At 36.4% G+C, this 21,742-nt stretch carries 14 protein-coding genes; 10 read left to right on the top strand and 4 right to left on the bottom strand.

The genetic code is table 11. The annotated features are described in order from the left end of the window. Positions 1–16 precede the first annotated feature (16 nt). Both arsS and B5X51_RS04845 read right to left on the bottom strand, forming a co-directional pair. On the bottom strand, positions 17–1,075 hold the full coding sequence (gene arsS / locus B5X51_RS04850) for an arsenosugar biosynthesis radical SAM (seleno)protein ArsS (protein ID WP_079719767.1): 1,059 nt from the start codon (positions 1,073–1,075) through the stop codon (positions 17–19). A gap of 65 nt (positions 1,076–1,140) precedes the next feature. Then, positions 1,141–1,476 (bottom strand): arsenosugar biosynthesis-associated peroxidase-like protein, encoded by a 336-nt coding sequence (locus B5X51_RS04845; protein ID WP_079719766.1) that lies wholly within the window; start codon positions 1,474–1,476, stop codon positions 1,141–1,143. 685 nt (positions 1,477–2,161) lie between these two features. On the opposite strand from B5X51_RS04845, the gene B5X51_RS04840 reads away from it, so the two are divergent. After that, on the top strand, positions 2,162–3,184 hold the full coding sequence (locus B5X51_RS04840; protein ID WP_079719765.1) for a helix-turn-helix domain-containing protein: 1,023 nt from the start codon (positions 2,162–2,164) through the stop codon (positions 3,182–3,184). On the opposite strand, the gene B5X51_RS04835 is transcribed toward B5X51_RS04840, so the two are convergent. Both B5X51_RS04835 and B5X51_RS04830 read right to left on the bottom strand, forming a co-directional pair. Then, positions 3,181–3,882 carry a LytR/AlgR family response regulator transcription factor gene (locus B5X51_RS04835; protein WP_079719764.1) on the bottom strand — a complete coding sequence of 234 codons (702 nt, stop codon included), beginning with the start codon at positions 3,880–3,882 and terminating at the stop codon, positions 3,181–3,183. The two genes, B5X51_RS04840 and B5X51_RS04835, sit on opposite strands and share 4 nt — an antisense overlap. Next, positions 3,879–4,697: a sensor histidine kinase gene (locus B5X51_RS04830; RefSeq protein ID WP_317042105.1), complete on the bottom strand. Its 819-nt coding sequence runs from the start codon at positions 4,695–4,697 to the stop codon at positions 3,879–3,881. Before B5X51_RS04830 ends, B5X51_RS04835 begins: the two co-directional genes overlap by 4 nt. 430 nt (positions 4,698–5,127) lie before the next feature. Here B5X51_RS04830 and B5X51_RS04825 point away from each other — a divergent pair, with 430 nt between their 5' ends. The 9 genes from B5X51_RS04825 to B5X51_RS04785 all read left to right on the top strand — a co-directional run bounded on the left by B5X51_RS04825 (position 5,128) and on the right by B5X51_RS04785 (position 21,593). Beyond that, complete coding sequence (locus B5X51_RS04825) at positions 5,128–7,386, top strand: GH92 family glycosyl hydrolase (RefSeq protein WP_079719762.1); 2,259 nt, start codon at positions 5,128–5,130, stop codon at positions 7,384–7,386. Positions 7,387–7,389: 3 nt separating this feature from the next. Continuing rightward, the gene (locus tag B5X51_RS04820; RefSeq protein ID WP_079719761.1) at positions 7,390–9,267 is read left to right on the top strand and encodes a sodium:solute symporter family protein; all 1,878 of its coding nucleotides are present in this window, start codon (positions 7,390–7,392) and stop codon (positions 9,265–9,267) included. Position 9,268: 1 nt separating this feature from the next. Then, positions 9,269–10,237 (top strand): glycoside hydrolase family 130 protein, encoded by a 969-nt coding sequence (locus tag B5X51_RS04815; protein WP_079720718.1) that lies wholly within the window; start codon positions 9,269–9,271, stop codon positions 10,235–10,237. Between the two features lie 2 nt (positions 10,238–10,239). Next, on the top strand, positions 10,240–11,304 hold the full coding sequence (locus B5X51_RS04810) for a carbohydrate-binding family 9-like protein (RefSeq protein WP_079719760.1): 1,065 nt from the start codon (positions 10,240–10,242) through the stop codon (positions 11,302–11,304). A gap of 1 nt (position 11,305) precedes the next feature. Next, a complete protein-coding gene (locus tag B5X51_RS04805; RefSeq protein WP_079719759.1) occupies positions 11,306–12,412 on the top strand; it encodes a family 10 glycosylhydrolase in 1,107 nt (368 codons plus the stop codon). Continuing rightward, a complete protein-coding gene (locus B5X51_RS04800; RefSeq protein ID WP_079719758.1) occupies positions 12,413–14,650 on the top strand; it encodes a GH92 family glycosyl hydrolase in 2,238 nt (745 codons plus the stop codon). Further along, a complete protein-coding gene (locus B5X51_RS04795) occupies positions 14,647–16,974 on the top strand; it encodes a glycoside hydrolase family 20 protein (RefSeq protein WP_245828703.1) in 2,328 nt (775 codons plus the stop codon). Before B5X51_RS04800 ends, B5X51_RS04795 begins: the two co-directional genes overlap by 4 nt. Before the next feature lie 72 nt (positions 16,975–17,046). Beyond that, positions 17,047–19,347, top strand: a complete 2,301-nt coding sequence (locus B5X51_RS04790; protein WP_079719756.1) for a GH92 family glycosyl hydrolase — start codon at positions 17,047–17,049, stop codon at positions 19,345–19,347. Positions 19,348–19,355: 8 nt separating this feature from the next. Continuing rightward, a complete protein-coding gene (locus B5X51_RS04785; protein ID WP_079719755.1) occupies positions 19,356–21,593 on the top strand; it encodes a GH92 family glycosyl hydrolase in 2,238 nt (745 codons plus the stop codon). Positions 21,594–21,742: the final 149 nt, after the last annotated feature.

Below are 21,742 nucleotides of genomic sequence, written 5' to 3'. Positions count from 1 at the left end.
ATTTAAGAAGTGAAAATTATGCGACTGATCCCTGGCAGCTACTTCCTGCGCCTGCAGTACAGCCGTAGCAATGTTGCGAAATTCTTATTTCCCGGTTATTGAGTAAATCTTCGTTGTAATCGCTAATATGCTGCACTTTGCTGTCTACTTTTAATTCCAGCATTTGATTAAAATCACAGTCGTATAACCAGCCATCCCAACTCACCGAAATGGTATTGGTGCACATCACACTTTCTACCGCGGCGGGATTGTAAGCCTCTACAAGCGCATACATATAATCTTCATAATTCTCTGAAGCGATTAAAAATTCCAGAAACCTACTTATTGGTAGGTTAGTAATAGCAAAAAGATTATCAAAATCTATATCGAAATCTTCTTTAAGTGCGGTTTTAAAATCCTGTTCTAATGCTTGCTGGTTGGTAGGTAGAAAGGCACCGGCGGGATTATAAACCAGGTCCAGTTTCAGTTCGGTTTCTGGCTGTGCGTAGCCCACAGCGTTAAGCATTTGTAGAGCTTTGATAGATTTGTCAAATACGCCATTGCCACGCTGTTTATCTGTTTTTTCCTTTTTATAAAAAGGCAGTGATGAAACTACGTGCACATTGTATTTTTTGAAGAATTCTGGTAAATCATGGTATTTTTTATTCGCCAGAATTATAGTAAGGTTTGAGCGAACAATAAAATCTTTGATCCCTGCTTTTGAAGCTTCTTCTACAAACCACCTAAAATTTGGGTTCATCTCTGGAGCACCTCCGGTGAGATCTAGAGTATGGGCTTTCGTGGTTTTAATAACCTCCAGGCACTGCTGCATGGTTTCTTTGGTCATAATCTCTTTGCGGTCTGGACCGGCGTCTACATGACAATGGGAGCAAACCTGGTTGCACATATAACCTAAATTAAGCTGAAGAATTTCCAGTTTTTTAGGTTTTAACGGGTAATTACCGGTTTTGGCAATTTTATCTTTAAAAAAAGGAAGTTCCCCTTCTTTAAAAATTCCGTTACTCAAAAAGGCTAATTGATTTTCTGGTTTAGAAAGATCGTTTTTTCTAGCCGATAAAGATTTTAATAAGGCCATGTAAAAATTACATTTTGTGCTATTTGAAGAAAATGATTTGTAAGATTGAGCGGTAAGATAAGGTCTTACATGCTTAACTTATCATATTTATTCATCATCTGTACGCCGTGTACAAGGGTTGCCCCGCTTTCTATAGCGGCACCAGCGTGTACGGCTTCCATCATTTCTTCTTTGGTGATTCCTCTTTGTAAGCCGTCTTTAGTATAGGCATCAATGCAGTAAGGACATTTTACCACGTGAGAAACGGCAAGAGCTATCAGTGATTTTTCCCTTGCGGAGAGCGCTCCTTCTTCAAAAACTTTTCCGTAGTAATCAAAAAATTTATTTCCTAGCTCTTCGCTCCACTCGGTTATTTCACCAAATTTTCTTAGATCGTCGGGATTATAATAGGTCTTAGCCATAGCAGTTATTAGGTTTTAAAGTTATTTTGGTCTAAAATATCTATTAAAACTTACGCGACCAATCAATTTTTAGGGAAATGGCAGTAATTGAATTTCTTTGGAAATTTTACAAGCTAGAAAGTTTAAGAAAAGAATGGGTTACGAGTACTCTGTAATTGAGATTCAAATACTCAAAAGGCTTGTGTTGATTTGATACCTGACTGGTGAGCTTGCGCAAATTAATTTACTTTCTTCTAAGCGTTTTAATTATTTTATTTGCATAAAAAACAGAAACGGCCAGTATAGCTAGAATTTCTAAGCCCAAAAATATATAAATAAGATCCATAGGTGTTTGGTATTGAGGACCTAGCCAGAGTAGGCAAGGGCGTGATTATTAATAGTGTAAATATCTGATAATTAATCTGTTTTGCTTGCCACTATTCAAATAAAAGTTACTGTTTATAAGGTGCTTTAGCCTTTAATTATGTATTTTAACTACTCAATAATTAGGAGAGGTACCTGTAGCCTATATTACATTAACATTAGTCTAAAATAAAAATGATAATGACTTTTAAGTGTATATTTGCTAAGTGTTTTATCTTTACATTGATTTATTCAACGTTAATTCTGATGATAATTACTGAATTAGTATGAATATCAAGAAATAAATAATTGATTTACAGGGGTTTCCCTAAGAATTAAATTTATGAGAATAGATGTTAAAACCTTGCCGGTAGAGGAAATTATTCAAGATATTTCTGAAAGCCTGGATGTGCCGGTTCAAAATGGTAGTGGAGAGCATACTATAGAGCTTCCAAAACATGTAGGTGAAGGATTTATTAGGGGGATCAGCTTTGATTCCGGCATGGGGTTTATCACTTACAATTGTAAGTTTTATGAAGATGTAAAGATCTGCTTTTCCTTAAATACCGTACATCCGCTAAAATTCATATTTTGCTCTGCTGGCACCGTTGGGCATTCTTTTCAGGATACCGAAAAAGTCAATGATATTAAAGCCTATCAAAACATTGTGGTTTCCAGTAGTGCCCATAATGGTCATGTACTTTATTTTAAAGCCAACGAACCGACTCACGTTTCGAGCTTGGAGATAATTCGTTCTGTGTTTGCGCACCGTAGAAATTACGATTTTGTAAATCTTGATCCTACTTTAAAAGAGCTTTTTAAAGATGCGGTTGCAGAGCGACAATTCTTCTACCAGGGGAATTATAGCATTAAAGCTGCTGATATCATGAACGAGATAAATACCAAGGAGTTTTCAGGATTCCTGCGTTCCTTATATCTTGAGGCAAAAACTTTTCAAATGCTGGTGATACAAATTTCACAATATGAAGATGATGAATCTGGGGATAAGCTTCCACAAATTTTAAGGCAATCAGATATTCAGAAAGTAGATTATGTGGTAAAACGTATCCAGGGTGATTTGGGGAGTAATTTAACGGTAGAATCATTGGCCAAGGAGGCTGGCACTAATGTAAATAAGCTCCAGGAAGGTTTTAAATATGTTTACGATCTTACCGTGAATAAATATATGCAGCATAAGAAATTGGAGGCCGCCAAAGAAATGCTAATGACCACCGATAAAAATATTTCTGAAATTGTGACTGCTATAGGTCTTAATAATAGAAGTTATTTTTCTAAAATATTTAAAGAGAAATACGGTGTAAATCCTAAATATTTTTTGAAAACACGAAAGGTTTTAGAGGATTAGTCTTCTAGAATAATATCCTTAACTTCTGATAAATAGCTACGTCCAATAACATATCTTTTACCATTAATTTCCAGGCTGTTGCCTTCTAATGCTTCAATTTTATCCAGAGAAACTGTGTAGGACCTGTGAATTCTTATAAATCTGTTGGGAGGTAAGCTTTCAGTGAAGCTGCTTAAAGTTTGATGGATTATATAACTCTTGTTAGGTGTAATTACCTTGATGTAATCTTTTAAACTTTCAATTAACAGAATGTCATCCAGGTAAACTTTTTTCATCTTTTTCTTATTGATTTTTAAAAAAAGATGTTTGTTTTTCCAGCTCTCGTTTTCGTCCTTGTTTTCTTCTTTAGTTTTCTTAGCCTTGTTTATTGCTTTTAAAAATCGGGGAAAAGGGATGGGTTTTACCAGGTAATCTAAAATTTCAAGCTCATATCCTTTTACAGCATATTCCTCATGGGCTGTGGTGATGATTACCTGCGACTTAATGTTTGTACTCTTTAAAAAGCTGTAGCCGTCTAAAATAGGCATGTTTATGTCTAAGAATAGTAAATCTACCCGGTTTTCCTGCAAAAATTCAATGCTGTCCAGGGCGCTATTGAAGCTTGCTATTATTTCCAGACCTTTTACCTGGGAGATGTAGTTTTTAATTACGTCTACCGCTAAAGGCTCATCATCAATAATTACACAATTAAGGTTCATTCTAATTTTAACTTTAAGTCGACTAAAAATTCAGTTTCATCTTTAGTGATTTTTAGTTCATAATCTGTTTTATTATAACAAAGACTAAGGCGTTTTTTTACGTTTTCAATTCCTATTCCTCCTTGTTGTTTGTCTTCCAAACCTTTCTGAAGGTAGGTTTTAGTTTCTTCTGGTTTAGGTAGGCTATTGCTGGCTCTAAAATACAAAATATCCCCTTTAATAATGAGTTCTATCTTAATAAAGACGGCTTTAATACTTTTATTGGCTCCATGCTTAAAAGCATTTTCAATAAATGGTATAAGTAGCATTGGGGTGATCTTTTTATTAGCTGTATTTCCCTCAACTTTTAGATCTAAGCTTAACTTCTCGCCATATCTAATTTTTTCCAGGTCCAGATAGTTTTTTATGCAATTAATCTCTTTATCTAAAGGTTGTGAATTTGGTTTAGTTTCATAAAGCAAATACCGCATTAATTCTGAAAGTTTCAAAATTGTTTCGGGAGTTTTATTAGATTTACTAAGACTAAGGGAATAAATATTATTTAATGTATTAAAAAAGAAATGTGGTGATATCTGTGAGCGTAAAAACCTTAATTCGGTCTCAAGCTGCGTTTTTTCCAGTTTTGCGGCTCTTTTATTTTCACTCATCCAATTTATAGTGACCTTTATAGCAGTAACGAATGATATTACATAAAGTTCGCCCAGCATCATTACCATTATATAATTTAAACTGAAGGTAGAAGTTTCGCCAGGGCCTTCTGGCCAAACATTATTGCTTATTAGAAGGTAGGTGAGTTCAAATTTTAATAATACCATCAAAAATATGGCAATAATCAAAATGGAAATAAACCATAAGAACTTTCTGGTGTAAATAAATTTAGGTATCAGCAGATAGATAGTGAGATAGCATAAAATAATATGTATGGGAAAGCCTAACGAGTTAGTTTTGAGTGAATAAAGATAATCACCATAGTAACTTCCCCATCTTAATGTGTTAAAAATAAAATAGACCGACCAGAAAATTATATGATCTAATGGAGTGATTTTATACTCCCATTTATCATTTAAAAAAAAGTCTCGTTTAAAACGTTTTCGTAGTGGCATAGAATGGAAAAAGATAGTTTTTGGCTATTCGGCTTTTTTTAAATGTTGTTTGTCTAATATTATTTTTTGGGTGGCTGAATATATAAATATTTATGAAATATCTACCTGTATTTTATTTAATACAACATAACTTAAGAAAAAAATGTTTAAAAAATTTCCCCTTCTCTTTTTTATTTTTCTATTGGCATTGGTTTCTTGTGAAGAACAAGATGATAAAGCTACTGATTTTCAAAAATCAACTAAAAAATTAACTTCTTATGTAGATCCTTTTATTGGAACTGGGGGGCATGGCCATACTTATCCCGGTGCAAGCAGTCCATTTGGTATGGTTCAGGTGAGTCCTGATAATGGTACTAGTGGATGGGACTGGGTTTCTGGTTATCATTATTCAGATTCCCTGGTTGCAGGTTTTAGTCATTTGCATCTTTCTGGAACCGGAATTGGTGATCTTGCCGATATCTTGTTTATGCCCGTAAACAGAAAGATTGACCTTGGAAAAGAGGTAAAGGAAAGAAAAGATATTCCGTACCTCTCTAAATATTCGCACATAGATGAAACCGCCAGGCCTGGCTATTATCAAATATTCCTTGAAGATTTTGATATTAATGTAGAGCTTAGTGCAACCCAAAGAACTGCTTATCATAAGTATACCTTTGGGAAAGGAGAAGAAAAATCTGTAGTAATAGACCTGGGTTTTGCTATAAACTGGGATGAGCCCACAGAAACTGCGATTAAAGTAGAAGATGAATATACTATAACCGGTTATCGTCACAGCATTGGTTGGGCAAATAATCAAAAAGTATTTTTTGTCGCTAAGTTCTCAGCGCCAATCATAGAATCTGAATTGTTCTCAGGGAAAAATGCGGTAGCAGCATCAGAGGTTAGTAATAAGAAAACTTCAGCTCAACTTTATTTCGATAAAGATAGTAAGGAGTTGAAGGTAGCTGTTGCCCTTTCTTCAGTAAGTATTGAGAATGCGAGGGAAAATATGGATGGCGATGCTAATTTCAATTTTAATACCACTAAAAAAGAAGCTAACGAATCCTGGGAGAAGGCACTTTCAGATATCATTGTAGAATCTCCAACAGATTCTTTAAAAACTATTTTCTATTCGGCGCTTTATCATACAAAATTAGCACCGGTTATTTTTAGTGATAAAAACGGAGAATTTCGTTTGCAAAACGATAGTATTGTTCAAAAAGATTTTACTACATATTCTACCTTATCACTTTGGGATACGTTTAGAGCTCAAAACCCTTTATTGACTTTAACCAATCCTGAGATCACCGCAGATATTGTAAATAGTATGTTGGTGTATTACGAGGAAAGTGGAAGCTTACCGGTTTGGACGCTTTATGGAAACGAAACCAATACTATGACTGGTTACCATTCTGTTCCTGTAATTGTTGAAGCTTATTTTAAAGGAATTAAAGGTTTTGATGTAGAAAAAGCTTATGAAGCTTTGAAGGTTACTATGATGCAAGACCAAAGAAGTTTAAAGGAGTTAAAGGAGTATGGTTATATACCTTATAACTTAGGTAACGAATCGGTGACCAAAACTTTGGAATATGCTTACAACGATTGGTGTGTAGCACAAATGGCTGAAGCTTTAGGGAAACAAGAAGATTATGGGTATTTCTCAGAAAGAGCTAAGGCTTATAAAGAACTTTTTGATCCAGAAACCGGATTTATGAGAGGGAAATCTCCCACGGGCGAGTGGAATACACCTTTTGATCCTAAGCATTCCAATCATAGAGTAAATACAGATTATACTGAAGGTAATGCATGGCAGCATAGCTGGTTTGTGTTACACGAGCCACAAGGTTTAATAGAGCTTCACGGAGGAGCTGAGCCGTTCACTGCTAAGTTAGAAGAATTGTTTAGTGAAAGTTCTGAAATTACCGGAGATAATACTTCGGCAGATATTTCAGGCCTAATTGGGCAATATGCGCATGGGAATGAGCCTAGTCATCATATTGCTTATTTGTTTAATAAAGCAGGTCAACCATGGAGAACACAATATTGGGTTCGTGAAATATTAAAAACCCAATATAGTACACAGCCAGATGGTTTAAGTGGGAACGAAGATGCGGGGCAAATGTCTGCCTGGTATGTTTTTAGCTCCATGGGTCTATATCCTTTTAATCCAGCTTTAGCTGAATATGAAATAGGTAGTCCAATATTCGAGAAATCTACAATTAACTTAAAAGACGGTAATAGTTTTAAAATTATAGCTAATAAGGTTTCCGAAGAAAATATCTATATCCAGTCTGCTACTCTAAATGGTGAAGATTTCAACCAGACTACAATTTCTCATGAGACACTTTTAGAAGGTGGGGAATTAGTATTTGAGATGGGCAGTACACCTAATAAAAATTGGGGTGTTAACCATAAAGACTAAGTAATGGAGCTAATAGATGTTTTAATTATTGCGCTTTACCTTATCCTTACAGTTTTTATTGGAATATGGGTGTCAAAGAAGGCTTCCAAAGGTTTAGATTCTTATTTCCTGGGTGGTAATAGTATAAAATGGTACTACCTGGGTTTGAGTAACGGCTCGGGTATGTTTGATGTTTCTGGAACTGCCTGGATGGTAGGAATTCTCTTCCTGTATGGGGTTAAGAGTTTTATGTTTATGTGGATGTGGCCTATTTGGAACCAAATTTTTGTAATGATGTTCCTGGCGGTCTGGATTAGACGTTCTGGGGTGATGACAGGCTCTGAATGGATTCTTACCAGGTTTGGTGACGATAAAGCCGGAAGGGCTTCGCACCTTATTGTGGCTATTTTTGCTGTAATTGCTTCCATAGGTTTTATTGCTTATTTTTTTGAAGGTGTAGGTAAGTTTATGACCGTGATCCTTCCATGGGACCTTGCGCTTAATATAGGAGAACTGAACTTATTGAATTCTGAGCAATCCTATGCCTTGCTAATAATCTTTTTTACTACCATCTATACCATTAAAGGAGGGATGTTCTCAGTAGTTACTACTGAAGTTTTACAATATGGAATTATGGTTCTAGCCGGTTTGCTGGTGGCTGGTTATACTTTTGTGAGTTTTACTGATGCCGAAGTTAATAACCTTATACCTGAAGCCTGGAAAAGTGTTTCTTTTGGTAACGAACTTGAAGGTTTTTGGGAAGGAAAAAAAGAACCTTTTAATGCTCTTATAGATTCCCAGGGTTATAAAATGTTTGGCGCTTTTATTGGAATGACGCTATTTAAAGGCTTTTTTGCCAGTATTGCTGGGCCTACCCCTAGCTACGATATGCAGCGTATACTCTCTACGAGAACAGTAAAAGAAGCGGCATATATGAGTGGTTTTACCAACCTGGTATTATTTGTGCCAAGATATCTTTTGATAGCCGGTGTAGTATTATTAGGGCTGTTTTTTGTAGCGCCTGAGATGACTGGTTCTGGTAGTTTAACTGGAAATGACTTAGAGGTTATTCTGCCAAAAGTAATTAATAATCATGTACCTGTAGGGATTAAAGGCTTATTGCTTGCAGGCTTACTGGCAGCATTTATGTCTACTTTCTCTGCCTTTGTGAACGCAGGACCGGCGTATATTGTAAACGATATTTATAAAAAATACTTTAAGCCTAAAGCTACAGATAGACATTATATAAAGGCGAGTCATATTACCTCTATTTTAGTGGTTTTGCTTGGGGTGATTATGGGCTTTTTTGCAGATTCAATTAACTCTATAACCCTATGGATCACTAGTGCTCTATATGGTGGATATGTAGCTGCTAACTTCCTAAAATGGGTTTGGTGGCGTTTTAATGGTTGGGGATATTTCTGGGGTATGCTCTCTGGTTTATTAATTGCCACCTCGCAGTTTTTTATAGATCAAAATAAAGATAATTTTAATCCGGATTCCTTTCTGTACGAGATTGCCCATATTCCGGCTATATACCTTTTTCCGGCTATCTTTGTATTCTCTTTATTAGGGTCTTTTTTAGGTACTTATTTTACAGCCCCAACAAATATGGAAACACTAAAGAGTTTTTATAAAAATGTAAGGCCATGGGGATTGTGGAAACCGGTATTAAAAGAATTAAAATTAGAAAACACTAAAATAGAGAGCAATAAAGATTTCTGGATAGATATGCTAAACTGCCTTATTGGGATAGTATGGCAATCCAGTATGATACTTTTACCAATATTTTTGGTAGTTCGGGATTATTCGAAAATGGGGTTAACCTTCCTGATCTTTCTTTTAAGTTCCCTTATTCTTAAATTTACATGGTTAGACAAAATTAGAAAATATGAAAACTAAGATGGAAAATAATATACCCTGGCAGGATAGACCAGGTAACTCTAAAGAGGTGATGTGGCGATATAACGAGAACCCTATTATTGATCGTTATGCCATACCAAGTTCAAACAGTATTTTTAATTCTGCAGTGGTTCCTTTTAAAGATGGTTATGCAGGGGTATTTAGGTGTGATAATAAAGCGGTGCAAATGAATATTTTTGCCGGATTTAGTAAAAATGGAATCGATTGGGAAATAGAGCATAATCCTATAGATTTCAATCCTGGTAATACTGAAATGATCGATTCAGACTATAAATACGATCCGCGAGTTACTTTTATTGAAGACCGTTACTGGATTACATGGTGTAATGGTTATCACGGACCAACAATTGGAATTGGATATACTTTTGATTTTAAAGAATTTTATCAATGTGAAAATGCATTCCTTCCTTTTAACCGTAATGGAGTTTTATTTCCAAAGAAAATAAACGGGAAGTATGCGATGTTGAGTAGACCTAGTGATAATGGTCATACTCCTTTTGGTGATATTTATATTAGCTATAGTCCAGATATGAAATACTGGGGCGAACATCGCTGTGTTATGAAAGTTTCTCCCTTTGAAAAAAGCGCCTGGCAGTGTACTAAAATTGGGGCTGGTCCCGTTCCTATCCTAACCAAAGAAGGTTGGTTGCTTTTTTATCATGGGGTAATCAACACCTGTAATGGGTTTAGATATTCGGTAGGTGCTGCTATTCTAGATGAAAACGAACCAGACAAAGTGAAATACCGTTCTCAACCTTATTTATTGGCTCCGGCAGAACTTTATGAAACCACGGGAGATGTGCCAAATGTACTTTTCCCTTGTGCGGCTTTACATTCAGAGGAGGAAGATAAACTGGCACTCTATTATGGTGCTGCAGATACCGTGACCTCGGTAGCTTTCGGCCATCTTAGTGAGATTATAGATTTCGTTAAAAATAACAGTCTTTAATTATGAAGTATAAATTGCTTTTGGTTTTTATTGGGGTGCTTATAGCGAATTTCGCTTACGCTCAAAACCCTCCAAGATCTTATGTGGCTTATAAAACTACTGGGGAGATTAATATAGATGGTAAAGCTGAGGAAGCCTCCTGGAAAGAAGCTCCTAACAGCGAAGATTTTATTGATATTGAAGGTGAAAAAGCCCCAACATATCAAACTAATATGAAAATGGTTTATGATGAAGAGAACCTCTATTTCTATGCGAAAATGGAAGAGCCTCATATTTGGGGCACACTTAAGCAGCGAGATACGGTGATCTTTTACAATAATGATTTTGAAATTTTTATAGATCCAGATGGGGATACACATAATTATATGGAGTTTGAAGTGAACGCTCTTAATACCGTGTGGGACCTTTTTATTGTAAAACCTTATCGTGAACCTGCTCCTATTGTTGATAGCTGGGATATTCAAGGCTTGAAATCTGCGGTACATATTTCCGGTACTTTAAATGATGCTTCAGATGAAGATAAATTTTGGAGTGTTGAGGTTGCTATTCCATGGGATGTTTTAAAAGAAGCAAATTCACATAATGAAATTCCGGAAGAGGAGTTCTGGAGAATTAATTTCTCTCGTGTAAATTGGGATTTTGATCTTAATGATGGCACATATTCCCGTAAGAAAGCCGAAAATGGAGAATACCTACCCGAATATAATTGGGTATGGTCCCCTCAGGGAGTTATCAATATGCATGAACCTGAACATTGGGGTTATGTTTACTTTTCTTCTAAAAATGCAGGTGAGCACGATGAATTTGAAATACCTCAAGACGAAAAGATTAAATGGAAACTTTATGAGCTCTACCGAAAGCAGAAAGGTTATTTTAATAGAAATGAAAAATGGGCGTCAAGCCTAAAAGAAATTCAGAAAGGCGCTATTAAATTAAATGGTAAGACCATTCAGCCTAAACTGGAAAATCACCTTGCCGGATGGAATATTTCTGTAAAAAGTCCATTTACCGGAAAACAGTATATCATTAGAGAAGATGGTAAAATTTTAACCTCCAAAAATAAATAATATGAAAACTAAACTTTTATTAATTGTTTTGTTAGCCTTTGGTTTTACTTCCTGCCTGGATAATGCGACAGCTTCAAAAAAGAATCAGGATAATAATACTGAAGAAGAACAGGAAGATTTTAAATTCTGGGTCTGGACCACTGCAGATGTAAAAAGAGCAGACTCTTCTTATACTTCAGAATTTAAAAAATATAGCGAAAATGGAATTGAAGCGGTACTTATAAATACCAATACCGATCCTGAGTTGCTTTCTCGTTTAGCTCCTTTGGCTAAAAAAGAAGGGCTGGAAGTACACGCCTGGATTATGGCTATGAACCGCCCGGGAGATAGTGTTGCACTACAAAACCCAGAATGGTATACCGTAAGTAGAGATGGAAATTCTACTCACGATACCAGGCCTTATGTAGATTATTACCAATGGCTATGCCCTACAAGAGAAGAATCAAGAAATCACGTGCTAGGTTTAGTGGAAGGTTTGTCTAAGGTTGATGGTGTTGCGAGTGTACACCTTGATTATATACGGTTTTCTGATATCTTTTTGCCAATAGGATTATTGCCTAAATATGATTTAGAACAGGAGGAAGAACTTGCTGAGTTTGATTTCTGTTACTGTGATGTTTGTGTTGCTGAATTTGAACAAATTCACCACAAAAACCCGAGAGATTTTGAAAATCCTGCTATAGATATGGAATGGAAGCAATTCCGTTTAAATAAAATTAGAGATGTAGTTAACGATGCTTACGAAATTGTACATGCGAATAATAAAGAATTAACTGCAGCTGTATTTCCTTATCCAGAGATGGCAGATCACATGGTGAGACAACGTTGGGATAAATGGAAAATTGACGCCGTTTTACCAATGATTTACCATAATTTCTATAACGAAGAGCTAGACTGGATTGGATATGCAACAAAACAGGGTGTAGAAGATCTAAAAGGCAGAAATACTGATTTGCATACGGGAGTGTATTTACCTCCTATGAGTGGAGAAGATGTTACCGAGGCAATTAAACTTGCTAAAGAAAATGGTGCTAAAGGTATTTCGTTTTTTGATGGAAATGCACTTACCAAAGAGCAATTAAAAGCTATAAAAGAAGCAAGTAAGTAGATGAAGAATTTAGGTTTGTTTTTATTAATGCTGTTTACTGTTTCCGTTTTTGCCCAAAAGCAAAGACTTACGGAATATGTAAACCCTTTTATTGGAACCGATGGCCCGGGAAATACCTATCCCGGTGCCACAGTTCCATATGGGATGCTGCAGTTAAGTCCCGATAATGGGATTGGAGGTTGGGATCGTATTTCTGGTTACTTTTACCAGGATTCTATAATTAGTGGTTTTTCCCATATGCACCTTTCCGGAACCGGTGCAGGAGATCTTTATGATATTTTGGTGATGCCAACCAATAGTCGTTTTTCTAAACGAATTCCGGAAAATAATAATAAGCCTTTTTCAAATTTTAGTCATGAGCAGGAGGAAGCTTCTCCTGGTTATTATTCGGTGCAACTGCTAGATTACGATATTAAAGCAGAACTTACTACAACCAAAAGAACAGGAATACAACGATACACCTTTCCTGAAGATTCCAGGTCTCAAATTCATGTTGATTTGGGCTATGCGCTTAATTGGGATCGCCCAACTGAAACTCATATTAAAGTAGTAAATGATTCGGTGATTGAGGGCTATAGAAAGTCTACCGGATGGGCAAATGATCAAAGGGTTTATTTTGTAATGAAGTTTTCTAAACCATTTAAAGATTTTGAGCTTTTCGAAGCCGGAAAAAAGGTTTCAGAAAAACAAATTACAGCAGCCGATACTAAAATTATCCTGAATTATAAAACTACTTCAGGAGAGCAAATCATTCTAAAAACAGGAGTTTCTTCAGCGAATATAAAGGGAGCTTATGCCAGTTTGCAAACAGAAGCCCCACATTTTAATTTTGATAGTTACCGCGCAGAGGCCGATGAGGTTTGGCAGCATGAACTGGAGAAAATAAAAATTAAGACAGTCAATAAAGATCAAAAAGCGGTTTTCTATACCATGATGTATCAGTCTATGTTGGCACCAACCCTGCTTAGTGACCCTAATGGAAATTATAAAGGTGCAAATGGAGAAGTAGAAAAAGCCAAAGATTTTGAGCGCTACGATACCTTTTCGTTATGGGATACTTTTCGTGCAGCGCATCCACTTTATACTATTATTCAGCAGGAAAAAGTGCCAGATTTTATAAAATCGATGTTAGCTCATTATAAAGAAACCGGTTTGCTTCCGGTTTGGTCTATGCAAGGAAACGAAACCAATATGATGCTGGGATATCACGCAGTACCCGTGGTTGTGGATGCTTATTTTAAAGGCTTCGAATTTGATGCCGATTTAGCCTATAAAGCCTGTAAAGCAAGTGCTATGGCCAATGACAGGGAAATCGACGTTTACCGGGAATTGGGTTATGTACCTGCGGGAGAAGAAAATGAAGATTGGAGTGTTTCAAAAACGCTGGAATATGCCTACGACGACTGGTGCATAGCTATGTTTGCTAAAGATTTAGGTAAAACTGCAGATTATGAATATTTTTTAGAACGTTCTCAAAACTGGAAAAATATTTATGATGAACAAAGTACTTTTTTCCGTCCCAAAACTGCAAATGGCGAATTTGTAGAGAATTTTATTCCAAAGGAATATACAAAATATTTTAGTGAAAGTAACGCCTGGCAATATTTCTGGTTTGTACCACAAGATATTCCGGAACTGGTTAAAGAAGTGGGAGGGGAGCAAAGGTTTGAGCAAAAATTAGATTCTATGTTTGCTTATCATCCACTGGCCACAGATAAGCTACCAATTTTTAGTACAGGAATGATTGGCCAATATGCCCATGGTAATGAGCCTAGTCATCACGTCGCTTATTTATATAATTATTTAAATAATCCGTCTGAGACACAAAAATTGGTAAGGGAGATACTTACAACCCAATATAAAAATGAGCCTGCTGGCCATTGTGGAAATGAAGATTGCGGACAAATGTCTTCATGGTATATATTTAGCTCTCTTGGGTTTTATCCTGTAAACCCTGCGCAGGGTACTTATATTCTTGGAGCTCCGCTTTTTGAAAACGCAGAAATAAGTTTGCCGGAGGGTAATATTTTTAGCATAAAAACAAAAGATTTCTCTCCTAACAATATCTATGTGAAAAGTGTGCACCTTAACGGTAAAAAGCTGGATCGTGCATATATAACTCATAAGGAAATAGTTTCTGGAGGGGAGTTAATTTTTAAAATGACTAATAAGCCCGAAAAGCAGAAACCTGGAAATATTCAAATTAAAACACCAAAGCCAAATAAAATTTACAAATGATGAAATCTCTTTCTTACCTACTATGTTTAACAGTATTAGTTTTATCGGCCTGTTCCGGGAACAAGCAAAAGACTTTTTCAGAAGATGAATTAAACCTTATTCCCAAGCCTAAAGAATTAAAGTTAAACGAGGGTAGTTTTAATTTTACAAATGAAACCGGCTTTGTCTTAGAAGGAGAAAATCAACGTGATATTGCAGAATTATTAAGTGCGAAGTTTGAAGCTGTTGCAGGATGGGAGCTAAAAATACTTGAGGAAAAACCCGAAACTAATTTTATTCAGTTTAAAGGGAATCAGGATTTGAATGAAGAAGCTTATAAGCTTTTAGTAGATGACAAAAAGATTGTTATTGAAGCGGCGTCTTATTCGGGCTTTGTTTATGGGCTTGAAACTGTACGACAGTTATTGCCCCTGGAAATTGAAAGTAAAGAAGAAGTAAATGATATAAGCTGGCAAATTCCACAAATAAAGATAAGCGACGAACCTAGGTTTGAATGGCGTGGATTAATGTTGGATGTTTCCAGACATTTTTTTGAGAAAGAATATATTTTTAAAACTATAGACAGACTTGCTTTCTTGAAAATGAATACCCTGCATTTACACTTGGTAGACGATCAGGGATGGAGAATTGAGATTAAGAAATACCCAAAACTTACCGAAGTTGGAGGTTTTAGAGTAGACCAGGAAAATAAACATTGGGATGCCCGTAGCGATAATAAACCTGGAGAAAAAGGAACTTATGGAGGTTTTTATACTCAGGAAGATATTAAAGAGATTGTAGCTTATGCCGGTAAACATGGAATTGATGTGATTCCTGAGATTGAAATGCCTGCACACGTTACTAGTGCGATTGCTGCATACCCAGAGCTTTCCTGTACCGGGAAACCGGTAGCGGTACCTTCGGGGGGTCTTTGGCCAATAACCGATATTTATTGTGCAGGTAAAGACGAAACTTTTGAGTTTCTAGAGAACGTATTGTTGGAGGTAATGGAATTATTCCCTGCAAAATATATTCACGTTGGCGGCGATGAGGCTACAAAAACAGAATGGGAAAAATGTGACGATTGTCAACGTAGAATAAGAGAAGAAGGATTAGCTGATGTAGAGGAGCTGCAGAGTTATTTTATTCGCCGTATGGAAGAGTTTGTGAGTTCTCATGATCGGGTTTTAATTGGTTGGGATGAGATTTTAGAAGGTGGTCTGGCGCCTGGCGCTACAGTGATGAGCTGGAGAGGCACCAAAGGTGGCTGGGAAGCTTCAGAGCAAGGTCATGATGTGATTATGACCCCGGGAAGTCACGTGTATTTTAATTTTTATCAGGGAGACTTTGATACTGAGCCAATGGCATTTTCTGGTTTTACACCGCTAAGTAAAGTCTATGATTTTGATCCGGTAGTAGATAGCATGAGCGTAGCTCAGAAAAAACATGTTTTAGGCGGACAGGCAAATTTATGGTCTGAGTTTATCGATACTCCAGAGCTTTCAGAATATATGCTTTTCCCAAGATTAGCAGCTTTGTCTGAAGTACTTTGGATTCCGGAAGAGGATAAGGATTGGGCAGATTTTTCCAGAAGGATGCAGGTAATTTTTAAGCGTTTCGACCTTATGGGAATCAATTATGCTACCAGTGCATATTCAGTAACTGCAGAGAGCGAAGTAGATGCTACCTCCGGTGAGATTAAAATAGGTTTGAAAAATGAATTCCCAGGTTCTGAAATCAGGTATACATTAAACGATAAGGATTTAAATGCTTCCTCAACTTTATATAAGGAACCTATTAATGTTGATAGTAGCAGTTTGTTAAGAGCTGCTGTCTTTGAGAATGGAAAACCTAAAGGAGATACCCTGGTTAAAGATTTTCATTTTCATAAAGCTGTAGGTAAAGAAGTTACTTATAAACCTATGTATCACGATAGTTATACAGGGGTAGGAGAAAATACTACGGTTAACGTGATTAGGGCTACCAAGAATTTCCATGATGGGCAGTGGCTTGGATGGTTAGGAGAAGATGTGGAAACCACTGTAGATTTAGGTGAAGTAACAACAATAGAAAATCTGAAAGTTGGAGCTATGGAAAACCAGGGCTCTGGGATCTATTTTCCGGTTAAAGTAACTGCTTTTGTTTCTAAGGATGGAGAAAATTATACTGAGGTTGGTGAAGTTTCCAGGGAGTTTAAAATCAATGGAGCTATTGGCTTAAAAGATTTTGAGATCAATTTTGAGCCGCAGGAAGCCAGGTTTGTAAAGTTAAAAGTAGATGTTTATAAAGGCTTACCCGGAAGAGGTAGAGCCTGGCTATTTTTAGATGAAATAATTGTAGAATAAAGTTCTGCTTAACCGGATTATAATGGTATTGCCGTTAGGCAAATGTTGTGGAATTAAAATAAAAATATAAAAATGAAAGTACGTCTATTGTTCAGCACACTCTTTGCGCTTGTTTTTTCAGCAAGTACTTACGCGCAAGAAAGTAAAGTCTCTTATGTAGATTATGTAAATACCTTAATGGGTACAGATTCTGCTTTCGATTTGTCTAATGGGAATACCTATCCTGCAATTGCACTTCCCTGGGGGATGAACTTCTGGACACCACAAACGGCTGAAATGGGAGACGGTTGGGCCTATAAATATGACGATTATAAAATTCGCGGAATAAAACAAACACATCAGCCAAGTCCGTGGTTAAATGATTATGCAGCTTTTTCTTTAATGGCAGTAACCGGGGATTTGAAATTTGAAGAAGAGGAAAGGGCATCCTGGTTTTCTCATAAAGCTGAAACTGCAAAACCGCATTATTACAGTGTTTATCTAGCCGATTACGATGTGACGGCAGAAGTAGCGCCAACAGAAAGAGCGGCGCATTTTAAGTTTACTTTTCCAGATTCTGACAGCTCATATATTGTATTAGATGCCTTTAATAAAGGATCTATGGTGAAAATTATTCCCGAAGAGCGTAAGATAATTGGCTATGCCAGAAACAACCACGGCGGTGTACCTGAAAATTTTCATAATTACTTTGTTGCTCAATTTGATAAGGATTTTGAGATTAAGCACACCTGGAAAGATGATTGGGAGCTTCAGCGAAATTCTACAAGTGCAGAAGCCGACCATGTGGGGGCCATTATTGGATTTAAAACCAAAAAAGGTGAGGAAGTGAATGTGAAAGTTGCTTCTTCCTTTATTAGTGCAGAGCAGGCACAACTAAATCTAGATTCAGAAATTGGAGATAGGGATTTTGAGGAGGTAAAGACCAATGCCAAAAAAATATGGAACCAGGAACTTGGTAAGATAAAGGTAGAGGGAGAAAATTCAGATCATATAGAAACTTTTTACTCAAGTTTATATAGGGTTTTATTGTTCCCAAGAAGATTTCATGAAATAAATAAAGAGGGAGAACGCGTGCACTATAGTCCATATAATGGTAAAATCTTACCGGGCTATATGTTTACCGATAATGGCTTTTGGGATACTTTTAGAGCTGTATTTCCTTTCTTTAATATGATGTATCCAGAGCTGAATAAAAAAATAATGGCTGGTTTGGCCAATACTTACAAAGAATCTGGCTGGTTGCCGGAATGGGCCAGCCCGGGTCATAGAGGTGTAATGATTGGTTCGAATTCTGCTCCTATAATTGTAGATGCCTATTTAAAAGGAAATGTATACCCTGAAGATGTTGATGTGTTATTTGAGGCAATCCTAAAAAATGCCAATGTTGAAGAAGGGCGGCCGGTATCTTCTGTAGGAAGGGAAGGCGTAGATTATTATAATGAATTGGGTTATGTTCCATACAACGTAGATATTCATGAAAATGCTGCAAGAACGCTGGAGTATGCCTATGCCGATTGGACCATAGCAGAAATGGCGAAAGAGCTGGGAAAAGAAAAAATTGCAGATCGCTTTTATAAACAAGCTTATAATTATAAAAAGTTATTTGATCCTTCCACCAACCTAATGCGCGGAAAGAATGAAGATGGCACTTTTCAGGAACCATTTAATCCTCTAAAATGGGGAGATGCTTTTACAGAAGGTAATAGCTTGCATTATACCTGGAGTGTATTTCAGGATATTAATGGACTTATTGATTTAATGGGAGGAAAAAAGGCATTTACCAAAAAACTGGATACTGTCTTTGAAATGCCTCCTAAGTTCGATGATTCTTATTACGGGTTTACTATTCACGAAATAAGAGAAATGCAAATAGTGAATATGGGTAATTATGCGCACGGGAACCAACCCATTCAGCATATGATTTATCTGTATAATTACGCCGGGCAGCCCTGGAAAACACAGCAGAGAATTAGAGAAGTACTTACTAAACTTTATGCTCCAACACCAGATGGTTACCCTGGAGATGAAGATAATGGGCAAACTTCAGCCTGGTATGTGTTTAGTTCATTAGGATTTTATCCTGTTACACCGGGAGCCAGTCAATATGTAATTGGTAGTCCGCTTTTTGATAAAGCAACATTACAATTAGAGAATGGGAATAAATTTGAGATTATAGCTAATCAAAATTCCGAAGATAACTTTTATATAGAATCGGCTTCCCTCAATGGGCAGGAATGGGATAAAACCTATCTAAATTATAAGGATTTAATGCAAGGAGGTACACTTAAATTTGAATTAACCGATACTCCTAATACTAATAGAGCTGTTAATAAAGAAGCGCTTCCTTTTTCTTTGAGTTCAGATAAAAATTAATTCGATTTATGAAAAATATCATTTTACCTTTTCTCGCTGTTGTAATTTCGGGATGTATCAACGCCCAACAAGTTCCGGTAGATTATGTGAACCCATTTATAGGAACCTCTAATTATGGAGCTACTAATCCTGGAGCCATAGCTCCAAGAGGTATGGCTAGCGTTTCTCCATTTAATGTTGCAGGAAGAATAGAACTTAACCCCCTGGAGAAAGATAGCCAATGGCTGTCTAATCCTTACGTTAATGAAAACCAGTTTTTAACAGGATTTTCGCATGTTAATTTAAGCGGAGTAGGTTGTCCCGATCTTGGAGTGATTATTACTATGCCCACCACAGGAGAGTTGCAAACAGATCATTTACAATATGGGAGTACATACAAAAATGAAGTTTCAAAGGCTGGGTATTATTCGGCTAATCTTGATAAATATGATGTAAAAGCAGAAGCTACAGCGAGTACAAGAGTTGGTGTTTCCAGATATTCTTTTCCGGCGGGAAAATCTAATGTTCTATTGAATTTAGGCTTAGGGCTTACCAATGAGCAGGGAGCAATGGTTCGTGTTGTTTCTTCTAACGAGATTGAAGGGATGCGCACAGTGGGATCTTTTTGCTATAACAATGCTGAGGCAGCTTATCCCGTTTACTTCGTGGCGAAATTCTCGAAGCCTGCAGATGAGTTTGGAGTATGGAAAACCCCTTATAAATATAAAGGCGAAGAAGCTCAATGGATGGCTTACAATGGTAAAACCCGAATAAAAGAAGGTTTTACAAGGGAAGTAGTAGGTGATAGTATCGGGGCTTATATGACTTACAATTTTAAGCAGCCACAAGAGGTAGAAGTTAAAATTGGTGTTTCTTACGTGAGTATTGATAACGCAAGGGAGAACTTAGAAAAAGAAGTCGGTGCTTCGTCTTTTGAAGAAGTTTATGCGAAAACAAAAGAGGCCTGGAATAAAAAACTCCAGGTGGTAGAGGTTGAAGGCGGAAGTAAGGATGATAAAACTATTTTTTACACGGCTTTATACCACACTCAAATTCACCCTAATATTTTAAACGATTTTAATGGGGAATACCCTGAGGTGTCTACCGGGAAAATTGGTAAAACCAAGGGTACAAGATATACCACTTTTTCATTATGGGATACCTATAGAAATTATCATCAGTTAATGAGTTTGTTATATCCTGAAGAGCAGCTGCAAATGGTAAATTCTATGCTTGAGATGTACGATGAGAATGGATGGTTGCCGAAATGGGAATTAAATTCAACAGAGACTTTTACCATGGTAGGAGATCCTGCAGCAGTAGTTTTAGCTGACACCTATTTGAGGGGCTTAACAGATTTTGATGTAGAGAAAGCTTATGAGGCTATGGTGAAAAGTGCGCTTGATACTGTTAACAATCCATTGCGTCCGGGTCTTAAAGGCTATATAGATAATGGATATTTAGGCGTAGATAGCGGCGTTGCGGGGCCGGTATCAACAACCCTGGAATATAATATAGCCGATTATGCTATCGCGCAATTAGCAAAAAGTCTTGGTAAAGAAAAGGATTACAACACCTTTTTAGACAGATCTTTGTCTTATAAAAAACTCTATAATCCAAAAACAGGCTTTTTGCAACCAAAATATAGTGACGGTAAATGGTATGAGCCTTTTGATCCGTTAGCAGGAGCAAATTTTGAGAAGAATGTTGGATATATAGAAGGGAATGCCTGGCAGTATCTGTTTATGGTGCCTCATGATATCAAAGGTTTGATGAACATAATGGGGGGCGCTGCAGCATTTGAAAATAAACTGGATAAGGTTTTTGATGGGGGGCATTACGATATGGCCAACGAGCCAGATATACTTTACCCTTACCTATATAATTATATTAAAGGCAGTGAAAATAAAACTTCAAGTAAAGTTACTGAACTTATAAAAAAATATTATAAAAATAGCCCAGATGGTCTTCCTGGTAATGATGACACCGGTACTATGAGTGCCTGGTTGGTATATTCAATGATGGGATTTTATCCTGTGACTCCTTCAGAGCCTAATTATACCTTTACGAAACCAGCTTTTGAAAAAGTAAAAATAAATCTGAATGCTAAATATTATGATAATCAGAGTATTATATTGAATTTTCAGCCTTCAAAAGAAACAATTGTTAGTGATCAAATCCCTGAATTTCTCACCAATGATTTTTTTATAGATCATAATACTTTCTTAAACTCTAAAGAAATAAATTTAATTACTCCTGAAAATTAGCCTAAAAATTTATAAAAGATATAATGCTTATTAATTTTTATTCGTAATGTTTTTGTGTATAATGTGTATTTTAACGTATTAAATATGTTTTTTCTCGAATAAACTGTTAAATAGTTAACACTCTTGTAACATTTAGTTATATTTAGAAT

This window comes from Salegentibacter holothuriorum (assembly GCF_900168045.1).
Lineage (GTDB): Bacteria > Bacteroidota > Bacteroidia > Flavobacteriales > Flavobacteriaceae > Salegentibacter > Salegentibacter holothuriorum.
The sequence above is the reverse complement of the archived record's forward strand: the minus strand, read 5'-3'. Positions and strand labels throughout refer to the sequence as shown.